14 protein-coding genes are annotated in these 13,767 nt (G+C 57.1%); 7 read left to right on the top strand and 7 right to left on the bottom strand.

Annotation, left to right across the window (positions count from 1 at the left end; all coding sequences use genetic code 11):
- Positions 1 to 89 precede the first annotated feature (89 nt).
- Entirely contained in the window at positions 90 to 353 is a 264-nt protein-coding gene (locus ACA051_RS24215) for a hypothetical protein (protein ID WP_497372248.1), read from the bottom strand.
- Positions 343 to 1,134 (bottom strand): MlaA family lipoprotein, encoded by a 792-nt coding sequence (locus ACA051_RS24210; RefSeq protein ID WP_497372246.1) that lies wholly within the window; start codon positions 1,132 to 1,134, stop codon positions 343 to 345. The genes ACA051_RS24215 and ACA051_RS24210 overlap by 11 nt, the downstream gene beginning before the upstream one ends.
- Before the next feature lie 167 nt (positions 1,135 to 1,301).
- Between ACA051_RS24210 and ACA051_RS24205 the strand changes: the two genes are divergently transcribed.
- Genes ACA051_RS24205 through ACA051_RS24195 form a run of 3 tightly spaced genes read left to right on the top strand, consistent with a single transcriptional unit; the run spans position 1,302 to position 3,747 of the window.
- Complete coding sequence (locus tag ACA051_RS24205) at positions 1,302 to 2,012, top strand: response regulator (RefSeq protein WP_497372244.1); 711 nt, start codon at positions 1,302 to 1,304, stop codon at positions 2,010 to 2,012.
- Positions 2,009 to 3,349, top strand: coding sequence for a sensor histidine kinase (locus ACA051_RS24200; protein WP_497372242.1), 1,341 nt, complete (start codon positions 2,009 to 2,011; stop codon positions 3,347 to 3,349). Before ACA051_RS24205 ends, ACA051_RS24200 begins: the two co-directional genes overlap by 4 nt.
- A 29-nt stretch (positions 3,350 to 3,378) precedes the next feature.
- Complete coding sequence (locus ACA051_RS24195) at positions 3,379 to 3,747, top strand: PH domain-containing protein (protein WP_497305266.1); 369 nt, start codon at positions 3,379 to 3,381, stop codon at positions 3,745 to 3,747.
- Between the two features lie 135 nt (positions 3,748 to 3,882).
- On the opposite strand, the gene ACA051_RS24190 is transcribed toward ACA051_RS24195, so the two are convergent.
- From ACA051_RS24190 to ACA051_RS24175, 4 genes are read right to left on the bottom strand one after another with little or no spacing between them, the layout of a single operon-like run.
- Entirely contained in the window at positions 3,883 to 4,104 is a 222-nt protein-coding gene (locus ACA051_RS24190; RefSeq protein ID WP_497372240.1) for a formate dehydrogenase subunit delta, read from the bottom strand.
- Positions 4,101 to 6,983, bottom strand: a complete 2,883-nt coding sequence (fdhF, locus tag ACA051_RS24185) for a formate dehydrogenase subunit alpha (protein ID WP_497372238.1) — start codon at positions 6,981 to 6,983, stop codon at positions 4,101 to 4,103. The genes ACA051_RS24190 and fdhF overlap by 4 nt, the downstream gene beginning before the upstream one ends.
- A complete protein-coding gene (locus ACA051_RS24180) occupies positions 6,980 to 8,512 on the bottom strand; it encodes a formate dehydrogenase beta subunit (protein WP_497372236.1) in 1,533 nt (510 codons plus the stop codon). Before ACA051_RS24180 ends, fdhF begins: the two co-directional genes overlap by 4 nt.
- Positions 8,509 to 8,985 (bottom strand): formate dehydrogenase subunit gamma, encoded by a 477-nt coding sequence (locus tag ACA051_RS24175; RefSeq protein WP_497372234.1) that lies wholly within the window; start codon positions 8,983 to 8,985, stop codon positions 8,509 to 8,511. Before ACA051_RS24175 ends, ACA051_RS24180 begins: the two co-directional genes overlap by 4 nt.
- 417 nt (positions 8,986 to 9,402) lie before the next feature.
- Here ACA051_RS24175 and ACA051_RS24170 point away from each other — a divergent pair, with 417 nt between their 5' ends.
- Positions 9,403 to 9,744 (top strand): potassium channel family protein, encoded by a 342-nt coding sequence (locus ACA051_RS24170; RefSeq protein WP_497372232.1) that lies wholly within the window; start codon positions 9,403 to 9,405, stop codon positions 9,742 to 9,744.
- Between the two features lie 76 nt (positions 9,745 to 9,820).
- Complete coding sequence (locus tag ACA051_RS24165; RefSeq protein ID WP_077431301.1) at positions 9,821 to 10,189, top strand: PH domain-containing protein; 369 nt, start codon at positions 9,821 to 9,823, stop codon at positions 10,187 to 10,189.
- A gap of 147 nt (positions 10,190 to 10,336) precedes the next feature.
- Here the strand turns inward: ACA051_RS24165 and ACA051_RS24160 are convergent, their stop codons facing one another.
- Positions 10,337 to 10,648: a DUF3077 domain-containing protein gene (locus ACA051_RS24160; RefSeq protein WP_497372229.1), complete on the bottom strand. Its 312-nt coding sequence runs from the start codon at positions 10,646 to 10,648 to the stop codon at positions 10,337 to 10,339.
- Between the two features lie 784 nt (positions 10,649 to 11,432).
- On the opposite strand from ACA051_RS24160, the gene ACA051_RS24155 reads away from it, so the two are divergent.
- Positions 11,433 to 13,289 carry a DEAD/DEAH box helicase gene (locus ACA051_RS24155; protein ID WP_497372227.1) on the top strand — a complete coding sequence of 619 codons (1,857 nt, stop codon included), beginning with the start codon at positions 11,433 to 11,435 and terminating at the stop codon, positions 13,287 to 13,289.
- Complete coding sequence (locus ACA051_RS24150) at positions 13,286 to 13,714, top strand: hypothetical protein (RefSeq protein ID WP_497372225.1); 429 nt, start codon at positions 13,286 to 13,288, stop codon at positions 13,712 to 13,714. The genes ACA051_RS24155 and ACA051_RS24150 overlap by 4 nt, the downstream gene beginning before the upstream one ends.
- Positions 13,715 to 13,767 lie beyond the last annotated feature (53 nt).

Genomic DNA, 13,767 nt, shown 5'->3' with positions numbered 1-13,767 from the left:
AACAATGGCGTCCATTGTTCTTTGAGGTGAAGCGACGGCGTGCACGATAGCAAATCAGTGGCTTGGAGTTGAAGCAAGAGGCGCGACCCTCAAGGCCGCGAAAGGCTGTCCGCTCTCATGACACTGGTTTCCCCATTGGCCACCAGCCAGCGAAACAGCTCGCTCAGCGACACCGTATGACTGCGCTCGATCCAGCGCACCACCGCCGGGCCGTAGTGTTCGGTGTAGCGGCTGAGCACCAGTTGGCGGCAGTCCGGTGACAGGCGCAGGGTGATTTCCCGGCAGTGCACATTAGCCCCGTCGTGCCGTGTCACTCGCTGTTGCAGTGTTAAATGATTGCTTTCAGAAACCATCGGCGGGTGCTCCTTCGCATTGAGGTTTGGTTGCTTGCGCTGAGCCTTGCTTGCCATCCGCCACATAAGCGGCTCGATGCTCGGCGACCACGTTGCGCAAGGCGCTGTAGTAATCCGGCAGTTTTTCCAGGCTGTCGGTCAGTGGTAACGCTTCTGCTCGACCATCGACGATGCCGCCGACCGTGTTGATCGTGGACAGCGTGTCCACGGTATCGCTGTTGCTGCCAAACGGGTCGACCACAAAACCGAGCACCCGCCCGGCCGCATCGCGGCTGTTCGAGGTGCCGAGCAAGGGCAGCTCGACGATCGGACCGTTGCCGATGCCCCACACCCCGAAAGTCTGGCCGAAATCTGCGTCGTGACGCGGGATGCCGGCCATGCCGGACACATCGATCAAGCCCACCACACCCACCGTGGTGTTGAGCGCGAAACGTCCCAACGTGTTGACCGAGCGCATCGGGTTGCCTTGCAGCAGGTCATTGATAAAGACCTTGGGCTCGCCAAAGTTCGCCACAAAGTTATGCACACCTATCTGGAAAAAGTCCGGCAAGTAGCGATAGCCACGGGCGACCGGCGCCAGGGCATAGTCATCGGCTACCCGATTGAAGGCGAAGACACCACGGTTGAACGGTTCCGCCGGGTCGTACACCGAATAGCTGATTTCGGCACAAGTCACGGTGGCGGTCGCAGGCGGTTGGCTGCTGCAACCCGCCAACCCGGCGGCCAGCACGGCCATCGACGTGTTGCGGGTCAGCCAGGGAGCACATTTGAAAGGCAACATGGACGCAAGTCTCGGGAGGAATTCGCCGAGAGGCTGAGCCCCAGGCCTTGCACAAAGATGTCTGCTTTATTGCGGCGCTGATGTTTTATTGCAGGATTGAAATATATGACGCGCTGCCGTGAATGGTTTTAGATGGCGGTTCCATTCGGCCCCTTAAGTGACCTTCGGTGAACAGCCTTTTAATTGTGGACGACGACCTTGAAGTCCTCGATCTGCTGAAAAAATTCTTCGTGCTGCACGGCTACAGCGTCGAGGTCGCCACCGACGGCGCGTCGCTGTGGGCGGCCATCGAGCGCCAGCCGCCGGACCTGATCATTCTTGACGTGATGTTGCCGGGGGACAGCGGATTGATCCTGTGTCAGCAACTGCGGATTCGCTATGCCATGCCGGTGATCATGCTGACCGCCATGGGCGAACTCAGCGACCGGGTCGTCGGCCTCGAACTCGGCGCCGATGATTACCTGACCAAACCCTTCGACGCCCGCGAGCTGCTGGCCCGGGTGCGCGCCGTGCTGCGGCGCGTGGACGAACGCCGCCCGGTCGTGCAGGAGCGCCCTCGGCCGCTGATCGACTTCGCCGACTGGCACCTCGACGTCACCCGCCGTGAACTGCGCTCGCCGGACAACGTGATGATCCCGCTTTCGGCTGGCGAATTCGATTTGCTGCTGGTCTTCGTCGAACATCCCCAGCGGATCCTCACCCGCGAACAGTTGCTGGACCTGGCGCGCGGGCATTGCCATGACGCGTTTGATCGCAGCATCGATGTGCAAGTCAGCCGCCTGCGGCGCAAACTCGAATCCGACACCAAACGCCCAGCGATGATTCGCACGGTGCGCAATGGCGGTTATCTGTTCACCCCCAGCGTGACCCGGCGATGAGCTGGTTGAAGCGGATTCGCCGTGACACGGTGGCGCGCTGGATCGCCTTGACCATCATCCTGGCCATGCTTATTTCACTGGCGCTCAACGGACTGTTTATCCAACTGGCCGGGGTGTGGGCGCGCCCGCCGCTGACGGAAACCGGGCTGCTGGACAAAATGGCCGCCATCACTCGCATCATCCAGGCCGCCCCGGCGCCACTGCGCAGCCAACTGGCGCACGCCGTCAGCGATAAGGGCTTCATCGTCAGTTGGCACCTTGATCGACGTGAGCTCAATCTGCCAACGGTGGAGGACCTGGATTCCGAAATCGGCTCGACCATCCTGCATCCGTTGCTTAAGTTCGCCGGTCGTATTCAGGTCTATGAGCCGGCTGACTGGACGGAAAACTCGGCGGACGCGCATTACGCGCTGCTGATCGAGCTTCCGGACGCCTCTTGGCTGATGTTCGCCGCACACTCGCGCAATTGGGGCCTCGACGACACGCCACGCTACCTGATCGTCATCTTGCTGGTACTCATCTCAACCACCCTCGTCACACTGATCGCCACCCGCCGCCTCGCCACTCCTTTGCAGCACTTCGCCGAAGGCGCCCGACGCTTCGGCGTGGACTTCCGCGCCCCGCCTATCGAGCCACTAGGCCCTCAAGAAATCCGCCAGGCGATCCTCGCTTTCAACGCCATGCAGGCTCAGCTGCAACACTTCATCCGCGACCGCACGCAAATGCTCGCCGCCATTTCCCACGACCTGCGCGCGCCCCTGACGCGGATGCGTTTGCGCGGGGAATTCATCGAAGACAGCGAGCAACAGCAGCGGCTGTTTCGTGATGTGGATGAAATGCAGGCGATGATCAACTCGGCGCTGGAGTTCTTCCGGGATGATGCGCGGCTTGAACCGGCGACCCAGTTTGATCTGGCTGAACTGCTGCAAACCTTGCTGGATGATTATCGGGATCAGGGGGTTGAGATGGCCTACGTCGGGCCGTTGCGGCGGGTGTATTTCGGGAGGCCGTTGGGGCTTAAACGGGTGATGACCAATCTGCTGGATAACGCGATCAAGTACGGCAGTGAGCCAGCGATTGAGCTGATTGCCGATGCTGGGGAAGTGCGGATCAAAGTACTGGACCGTGGGCCGGGTATTCCTGAGGCCAGCCTTGAACAAGTGTTTGTGCCGTTCTTTCGCATGGAAGGATCGCGCAACAAAAGCACCGGCGGTGTGGGCTTGGGATTATCGGCGGCGCGGGCGATAGTGTTGGAGCATGGCGGGGAATTGAAACTGCGTAATCGGTCGAAGGGCGGGCTGGAGGCGTTGGTGGTGTTGCCCGTGCATCCGGCCTAGACGTTCATTTGAAAAACAGGGAATGACAGATGATTGATTTCAACAACAAAGGCTTCTTCAAACTCAAGCAAAACGACGAATACGCCGAACGCGTCACTGCGTTGCTGCTGGAAGGGGAGCAGGTCATCGACGCCTATAAATCCATGCGCGACGGGGTGGTGTTTACCAACAAGCGAATCATCGCGGTCAACGTCCAGGGCCTCACCGGCAGCAAGAAAGACTTCACCTCGTTGCCGTATAAAAACATCGTGGCGTACTCGGTGGAAACGTCCGGGACGTTTGACCTGGATTCCGAGTTGGAGATTTATTTTTCATCGCTGGGAAAGGTGAAGTTTGAATTCACCGGGAAGACATCGATGGTGGAAATTTCGAAACTGATTTCCAAGCATCTACTCTGAACACACACATCCCATGTGGGAGCGAGCCTGCTCGCGATAGCGTCAGTTCAGTCAATATTGATGCTGAATGTACTGGCCTCATCGCGAGCAGGCTCGCTCCCACAGGTTTTTAGCTAGTCTCAAGTTCGTGTGAGCTTAGGCCTCCCAACCTGCGCCACTGACCGCCGCTTGCGCCAGTGGATGCAAATCCGCCCCCTGATGCTCCGTCTGCCAGGCCAGCAATTCTTTGCGCATGCCCGGCGTCCAGTACATTTGCAGATGATTACGCACACCGAGCACGGCCTGTTGCGGGTCGGGTTCGGTGGCGAAATACAGGGCGATCTGGTTGACCATCTTGATCAGGTTCTCAGTACTCATCGGCGCACCTCCGCTTTAGCGCCACGGGCATGCCGGCGTTCCTTGAGCAGACGGTCCTGTTCATCACTGAAGGCCTGATAGCGTTTTTGCCACTCGGAAGGGTGGTAGACGCGGCTGACTTCCACGGCGGTGACCTTGTACTCCGGACAGTTGGTGGCCCAGTCGGAGTTGTCGGTGGTGATCACGTTGGCCCCCGATTCCGGGAAGTGGAAGGTGGTGTACACCACGCCCGGCGCGACCCGTTCAGTGACCCGCGCACGCAGCACGGTCTGGCCGGCGCGGCTGCCGATACCGACCCAGTCGCCTTCGTTGATGCCACGGCTCTCGGCATCGGTCGGGTGGATTTCCAGGCGGTCCTCGTCGTGCCAGGCGACGTTTTCGGTTCGCCGGGTCTGAGCACCGACGTTGTACTGACTGAGGATGCGCCCGGTGGTCAGCAGCAGCGGGTAACGATTGTTGACCTTCTCCTCGGTGGGCACGTACCCGGTGAGCATGAAGCGCCCTTTGCCGCGCACGAATTCCTCGATGTGCATGGTCGGCGTGCCGTCCGGCGCCGCGGCGTTGCACGGCCATTGCAGGCTGCCGTGGCTGTCCAGTGCGGCGTAGCTGACGTTGGTGAAGGTCGGCGTCAGGCTGGCGATTTCGTCCATGATTTCTGACGGATGTTTGTAGTTCATCGGGTAGCCCAAGGCGTTGGCCAAGGCCACCGTGCCTTCCCAGTCAGCCTTGCCGCCCAAAGGCTCCATGACCTTGCGCACTCGCGAGATGCGCCGCTCGGCGTTGGTGAAGGTGCCGTCTTTTTCCAGGAACGAACTGCCCGGCAGGAACACGTGAGCGAACCTGGCGGTTTCGTTGAGGAAAATGTCCTGCACCACCACGCACTCCATGGCCGACAGCGCCGCGGTGACGTGCTGGGTATTCGGGTCGCTCTGGGCGATGTCTTCGCCCTGGCAATACAAGCCCTTGAAGCTGCCGGCCAGGGCCGACTCGAACATATTCGGGATACGCAGGCCCGGGTCGGGTTGCAAGGTGACGTTCCAGGCCTGTTCGAACTGCGCCCGTACCACTTCGTTGGAGATGTGCCGGTAGCCGGGCAATTCGTGGGGGAAGGAACCCATGTCGCAGGAGCCCTGGACGTTGTTCTGCCCACGCAGCGGGTTCACGCCCACACCTTCGCGGCCGATGTTGCCGGTGGCCATGGCGAGGTTGGCGATGCCCATGACCGCAGTGCTGCCCTGACTGTGTTCGGTGATGCCCAGGCCGTAGTAGATCGCCGCATTGCCGGCGCCCGCGTACAGACGGGCGGCGGCACGGATGTCGGCAGCGTCTACGCCGCAAATGTCGCCGAGCACTTCCGGCGAGTGTTCCGCACGGCTGACGAACTCGCTCCAGCGGGCGAAATCGCTGCCCTCGCAACGGGCGTCGATAAAGGCCTGGTCGAGCAAGCCTTCGGTGACGATAACGTGGGCCAACGCATTGAGCATGGCGACGTTGGTGCCCGGGCGCAGGGCCAGGTGCAGTTCGGCGCGGGCATGCACCGAGTCCACCAGATCAATACGGCGTGGGTCGATGACGATCAGTCGCGCACCTTCACGCAGGCGGCGTTTGAGTTGGGAGGCGAACACCGGGTGGGCGTCGCTGGGGTTGGCGCCCATCACCAGGATCACGTCGGCCTGCATCACCGAATCGAAGCTCTGGGTGCCGGCAGATTCGCCCAGTGTCTGTTTCAGGCCATAACCGGTCGGCGAGTGACAGACCCGTGCACAGGTGTCGACGTTGTTGTTGCCGAACGCGGCGCGCACCAGTTTTTGTACCAGGTAGGTTTCTTCGTTGGTGCAGCGACTGGAGGTGATGCCACCGATGGAGTCGCGGCCATATTTTTGCTGCAGCCGGCGGAATTCGCTGGCGGCGTAGGTCACCGCTTCATCCCAGCTGACTTCCTGCCACGGGTCGTTGATGTGCTGGCGGATCATCGGTTTGGTGATGCGGTCCGGGTGGGTGGCATAACCCCAGGCGAAACGCCCTTTGACGCAGGAATGGCCGTGGTTGGCCTGGCCGTTCTTGTCGGGAACCATGCGCACCAGTTGGTCGCCTTTCATCTCGGCACGGAACGAGCAACCCACGCCGCAATAAGCGCAAGTGGTGATCACGCTGCGCTCAGGCTGACCCAGTTCCACCACGCTTTTTTCCATCAGGGTCGCGGTAGGGCAGGCCTGCACACAGGCACCGCAGGACACGCATTCCGAATCGAGGAAGTTATCGCCACCGGCCGCCGCGACCCGGGATTCAAACCCGCGCCCGGTGATGGTCAGGGCAAACGTGCCCTGGGTTTCTTCGCAGGCGCGCACGCAGCGGTTGCAGACGATGCACTTGCTCGGGTCGTAGTCGAAGTAGGGGTTGGAGGTGTCCTTCACGTCAGCCAGATGGTTCTCGCCTTCATAGCCGTAACGCACTTCACGCAGGCCGACCTGGCCGGCGACGGTTTGCAGTTCGCAGTTGCCGTTGGCCGAGCAAGTCAGGCAGTCCAGTGGGTGATCGGAGATGTACAACTCCATGACATTGCGCCGCAGGGTCGCGAGCTTCGGCGTCTGGGTGTGCACGCTCATGCCTTCGGTGACCGGCGTGGTGCAGGACGCCGGGTAACCGCGCATGCCGTCGATCTCCACCAGGCACATGCGGCACGAGCCGAAGGCTTCGAGGCTGTCGGTGGCACACAGTTTCGGAATGGTGGTGCCGAGCAGCGCGGCGGCGCGCATCACCGAAGTGCCTTCGGGCACGCTGATGCTGCGGCCGTCGATGTTCAGCGTGACCTGTACGTCGCTGTCGCGGGCCGGGGTGCCCAGATCAATGTCGGTGTTCGGGTCGAAGAGGGTGATCATTGGTCGGCCTCCGAGGCTTGCAGACCGAAGTCGGCGGGGAAGTACTTGAGGGCGCTGACCACCGGAAACGGGGCCATGCCGCCCAACGCGCACAGCGAACCGTATTGCATCGTGTCGCACAGGTCCTTGAGGATGATCGCCTGCTCATCGCGACCGCTCTGGTCCGGCGCGGCCAACAGACGGTCAATCACCTCAACGCCCCGGGTCGAGCCGATACGGCAAGGCGTGCATTTGCCGCAGGATTCCTCGGCACAGAACTGCAGGGCGAAACGCGCCATTTGCGCCATGTCCAGGCTGTCGTCCGCGACCACCACGCCACCGTGACCCAGCATCGCGCCAATGCCGGCGAAGGTCTCGTAATCCAGCGGCGTGTCGAATTGCGACGGCGGCACCCAAGCGCCGAGCGGACCGCCGACCTGCGCGGCTTTCAGCGGCCGGCCACTGGCGGTACCGCCGCCGTAGTCTTCCACCAGTTCGCGCAGGGTCAGGCCAAAGGCCCGTTCCACCAGACCGCCGTGACGAATATTGCCCGCCAATTGGAAAGGCATCGTGCCGAGGGAACGGCCCATACCGTAATCGCGATAGAACTGCGCACCCTTGGCCAGAATCAGCGGCACCGAGGCCAGAGTCAGCACGTTGTGCACCAGCGTCGGTTGGCCGAACAGCCCCTTCAATGCGGGGATCGGCGGCTTGGCGCGGACGATCCCGCGCTTGCCTTCGAGTGAGTCCAGCAACGCGGTTTCTTCACCGCAGATGTACGCGCCTGCACCGACGCGCACTTCCATATCGAAGGCCAAGCCGCTGCCGCCGACATTGGCGCCGAGGTAACCGTTGGACCGGGCAATCTCCAGCGCCTCGTTCAGCGTGGCGACGGCCTGTGGATATTCCGAGCGCACATAGATGTAGCCGTAACTGGCGCCGACGGTGATGCCGGCAATCGCCATGCCTTCGATCAGCAGGAACGGGTCGCCTTCCATCAGCATGCGGTCGGCGAAGGTGCCGGAGTCGCCTTCGTCGGCGTTGCACACAATGTATTTCTGCGCCGCCTGGGTGGCGCGAACCGTGCGCCATTTGATCCCGGCGGGGAACGCCGCGCCGCCACGGCCACGCAGGCCTGAATCGAACACCTCCGTCGCGGTTTGCTCACCGCCAACGGCCACGGCCCTCGTTAAACCCTCGAAACCGCCATGGGCCCGGTAATCGTCCAGCGACAGCGGCCGGGTGATGCCGGCGCGGGCGAACAGCAGGCGTTGTTGGGTCTTCAGATAAGGCAATTCTTCCACCAGGCCCAAGGCCAGTGGGTGCGAGGACGGATCACCGTGCAGCGCATCAAGCACGGACGGCACATCGGCAGTGGTCAACGGCCCAAAGCCGATCCGACCTTGCGGGGTGTCCACTTCCAGCAAGGGTTCCAGCCAATACAGGCCACGAGAACTGGTGCGTTGCAGGTCCTGGCTGGCAAGGGCAGACGCCACCGCATCGGCACCCACGGCACGGGCCAGCGAATCACAGGATAGATAGAGGCTCATACGTCCTCCCGGCAAGCGTCGAGCAACGCATCGAGACGCTCGGCACTGAGCCGCGCATGCACCTGACCATCAAGTTCCAGAGCCGGCGAGCAAGCACAAGCCCCGAGGCAATACACCGGGCGCAAACTGATGCTGCCATCGGCGCTGCTGCCGTGATCGTCCAGTTGCAGACGTTCGCGCAATTGCGCGGCCAGCTGCTCTGAACCGCGGCTCTTGCACGACTCCGCCCGGCACAGACGCAGGATATGCCGGGCTGGAGGCGCGGTACGGAAGTCATGGTAAAAGCTGATCACCCCGCGAACCTCGGCCTGACTCTGATTGAGCGCGTGGGCAATCTCGGGGATGGCGGCATCGGGGATGTAACCGATGCCCGCCTGAATCTCATGAAGGATGGGCAACAGTGCACCCGCAGAGGCCTTATGGCGCTCCAGCACGCTGTTGACCATGGGCAGGTGCAACATCTCATCAGGCATTCAGCAATCCTCACGGTCACGGACAAACCAGATGGTTGTCGGTCGTCCGAAAGTGTCGGCTGCGGCACTCACACCACGTCACGGTATCGTGGCAATTTCAGGCCGTTGGCCAGGGCACCCTTGGCGGGCATCTTGTTGTGCCCGGCGCGGTCTTTGCCGCACCTTTATAAGGGCATAAAAGTCAGCTTGCCACGCTGCCTTTGATTCATCTGCACAAAAGCGACGTGTTTGGTTCTTTCTACGACTCTGTATTGAGTCTAGAAGAGCGCAGCCGAAGGCGTTCGTCAGGTGAATATCTTTCAGAAAATCCTTGAGCGCGATGAGCGGAGCATCGAGTTCGCTTGTGCCAAGCTGATGGGGTGTATATACGCCGTGCATTCAATTGCCGGTCAAGCTAACCCCCAAAGGGGCCAAGACATGAACACCACTCATGCAGCGCACGTTCGTCGAGAGTTCTACAAAGCAGTGCGGTTCTACCTTCACGTTGTCTGGCCGATTTTTTCCATTCTGCTGTTTGTTATCGTGCTGTTCGGCCTGATCATCAGCTACCTGGAAGGCTGGAATCCATTTGACGGTATCTACTTCGCATTCGTGACCGGCCTGACCATCGGTTATGGAGAACTCGTTCCCAAACTGGCCGTCTCGCGGATTCTGGCGATTTTGCTGGGGTTTAACGGGGTGCTGATGACCGCGATATTTGCGGCGATCAGTATTCGGGCGATTGAGACTGCTGTGCGGGTGAGCGATCAGGTGGAGTAGGGGGCGCGGCGGCGCAGTGGGAAATGCGGTAGGAAGCCATGCTCGCGATGTTCATTTAAAAATCAGGGAAAGACAGATGATTGATTTCAACAACAAAGGCTTCTTCAAACTCAAGCAAAACGAGGAATACGCCGAACGCGTCAGCGCGCTGCTGCTGGAAGGGGAACAGGTCATCGACGCCTACAAATCCATGCGCGACGGCGTGGTGTTCACCAACAAACGCATCATCGCCGTCAACGTCCAGGGCCTCACCGGCAGCAAAAAAGACTTCACCTCGCTGCCCTACAAAAACATCGTGGCGTACTCGGTGGAAACGTCCGGGACGTTTGATCTGGATTCAGAACTGGAGATCTACTTCTCGTCGTTGGGAAAAGTGAAGTTCGAATTCACCGGCAGGACATCCATGGTAGAAATCTCAAAACTGATCTCCCAACACGTGCTTTGACCTGAACACGAAAAAGCCCCGAAAAATTCGGGGCTAACGCATACCTAATGTAGGAGTGAGCCTGCTCGCGATAGCGCCAGCCCAGCCAACATCAAAGCTGAACCTACCGCCGCCATCACAAACACCCCACTCCCCATTTTTCAACCACTACCCTTCAGACATCGCCCCCGCCCGCTCTGGCGCCGCCGCAGAACCCCGCCCCCGCCCAAGCACCTTCACCGCATCATCAACCACCGCCTTACTCATCGCCGTCAAATAATGCGCAGCCCAGGCATGGCGGTCGGTGTCTGTGGCGTACGCGGCATCTTCGTTCAGCTTCTTGGCGAGAAACAGGAAGTCAGAAGCCATGGCCAATGCATCGGCGAGGGGGACGCCGCGAGTGACGTGGAAGAGGGGTTGATCCGCGCAGTAAAGGGCGGGGGTTAGGCCGATGGTTTTCAGCTCGGATTGATCGGTCATTGGCCACCTCCGGTGATGGAGAGGCGGTGGGAGAGGGTGGACAGTGGGACATTACGCAACTGGGAGTCGCGTTGAGGGAACAGCCAAATTTTGTACGGATTGATGCTGCGCATTATCAGACTCCTTGATATATGGAGCTGCCAGATTCGTTACCACACGAATGGGTGACAGCTGTGCGCAGGGTGGTAAACCGGGAATCAAGGAAACCGGCACGCCCGAAGGCGTCCCACGCACAGCCGCCATGACTCACGCCGCAGGCATAAAAAAAGCGCCTGATGACGTGTCTGGGGCGCTGTTGCGCCTTGAATAACTCGGGTTACCACACCCGGTCGCTGAATTGGCAGCGACGGTGGGAGGGTAGCGTGCCGAGCCTTTTCTCGCAACCTTCGAAAGCTCCTGACTTGTGCGCAACTTTTGCTGCAATTCATTAGCTTTAGGCTGCGAAGAAAATATCCCTACGGCTATTTCGGATCCCTCTGACATTTTCCATTTGTCGACCTTCCAGTATCGTTCTATTTAGCGAAGGATCGACAATGCATGGGCGTATTCACAACGACATTATCAGGGACAATTGGGCAAGCATGTCCTTGTGAGCTAGGCTCTGGAAGCATAATCCCGTTGCTGGCGTTTAATTCTCATTATTGAGTTTTTACGGCTCAACCCTGATGGTGAGGCCGCAGGAAGGGGGCGCGATGCAGGAGCAAAAATGAGTCACTTGACGAATTTTCGCTAGCCTTTCAGATTTTCATTATTTGGGCGTTCTATTCAGGGATTAGATAATAATATGAATTATTTTATTGATACTGCTGTGAATATCGAAGGCAACAGCAGGTTGCGCACACCACAAATCGAAGCGTACCTAAAGATTAAATCTTTTTTTTGTGTTTCGGAGAATAAAGAGGCTTTGGTAGTCCTACCTACGGGCACTGGTAAAAGCGGTCTTATTTCTATTGCTCCTTTTGGTACGTGTAGCGGGCGGGTTCTCATTGTTACTCCTGGGCTAGTTACTAAGGATAGTATTAGGAAGACTCAGGAGGCACTGTATGATAATTTTTGGATTAATTTCGACGTTTTATTCAATCATCAAGACTTGCCAGTTACGGTTGAGTATTCTGCGGGGCTGCTAAGGCAGCATCTGGATGATAGTAATATAGTGTATTCAAATATTCAGCAGCTTACGCATAGTAGAGGGAATTCGCTGGTTGATGCAGTTCCTCCAGATTATTTTGATTTAATAATAATTGATGAGGCTCATCACGCTCCAGCCGATAGTTGGAAGCAGTTGCTAGGATATTTCGGATCTGCAAAAAAACTTTTTGTAACGGGGACGCCCTACCGTGGCGATAATCAAGAGCTTCCTGGTGTTCTTATCCATGAAACGCAACTCTCAGAGGTGATGAGAGATAAATATGTAAAATGGTTAAGGAAAGAGACGGTCAACGCGCACTCACTGTTCTTTACTATTGCTGATTATCCTGGGCGAAAATTTACTCGGGATGAAGTGCTGGAGCTTAAGGATAAGGAGTGGGTGGAAAAGAGCGTTGCTTTGTCAGAGGAGTGTTCAAGGGATGTAATTAATCACAGTATTGAGAAGTTGAAGGAGCTCAAAAAGCAATCTCCTAAAGTGCCACATAAAATTCTGGCTGTTGGATGCAGTATTGCGCATGCTGAAGACTTGAAGAAATGGTACGGTGAACTAGGTTTGTCCGTAGCTCTTGTGCATAGTCAGATGGAATCAGTTGATGTTTTGTCTGAGTTCAGAAAAATTGATGCGCACGAGGTCGATGTAGTAGTTTCTGTGAATATGTTGATGGAGGGTTATGATCACAAGTATCTCACCATTCTCGCTTTGTTTCGACCTTACCGAAGTATTAATGCCTTTGCACAAATTGTAGGGCGTATTCTTCGAGCGATTCCTGTCGAAGAGATCAGTGCATTTGAAATCGATAATAATGCCTTGATCATCTACCATCAGGAAACTGGTCTTGATGAGATGTGGCGTATCTTTCAGCAAGAAGTAGATAGGGCTAAGCATCAGAGGACTAGAGAGTACGAGTTTTTAGAGCGTGATTATGTAGAGCGTGATAGCTCATTAGGCGGAGTCGTAACAGAGGCTATTTTCTCGGGTAATGCCGAATCCTATTTGGAGGATTTAGACTTCAATCTGCTGTTTAAGCAAAAGCGTCAAGAAATTAACGACGCGGCAGAGGCGCAGCTCACAGAGATTCAAAAGGCAGGTAACTTTGATGAGGAAACTCTCAAGCGTTTGAAAGATGTGTTGGTAGATGCAAAAACCAAAGAAGTATCGCAATATATTGATCCAAATTTGATTGAGAAAAGACCTGCTCTAGCCCGTCAACAACTTCGCAAGATACTAGCGAAGAAAGTTCAGGATGAGTCCGCTAGCTTGCTATCCGATCGTGGGTTGGAAGATAAAGGGGTGGAGCTAAGTAAAACTTTCAAAAAGTTTGTAAGTTATATTAAGCTCGACACCCCTAATGATGGTGTGCTTGTAATTTATATCAATCACAAGCTATACTCCCGCTTCGGTAAGCGTGAGGTCTTGGAAAATAAGGCCTTAATGCAAGCTTTAGAGTATGTTCCAGCTATAGTGGAAGAGTTAAGAGGTATGCTCCGATGAATGTTTCTTTGGATAAAGCGGTCCAAGGCTTGCTTGATCTGCATCTGACTCGGGGTGTTCAGCCTTCCGATCTTGCTGATAATTTGTTTGATGTAGAGTATACGGAATACAGTTTGAAGAAGAGGGGGGCGGTTTTGATTCTCGATCTCTCTTATGAAGAGAGCTTAGAAGACTGCTCTCAGAAAATTTGTATGCGCTACACGTATAGCATGGAAAGATATCTGGTTAGAGTTGAGCAACGTATCGGCTCGAGTAAGTTTTCTGTTCAGTGGTGCAGAAGTGCAGCTATAGCGAAAGCAGTAGCGGACGTTACTCTTTGCCTGTCCAGCGCAGGATTGTCATCCAATGCTATTAGTAAGGTGCTTGATACTTTACCTCAAGATCTGATCAGTTCAATTGGTGAGCGATTAAAGCTAGTAGCATGATTGTCGTGCTGAATATAACCCGGTGCTGAACCGGGTTTTTCTGTTTATATGTG

The sequence above is a fragment of the Pseudomonas sp. LBUM1669 genome, from assembly GCF_059695705.1.
Note: the sequence above shows the minus strand (reverse complement) of the source record. Positions and strands in the feature narration are given on the sequence as shown.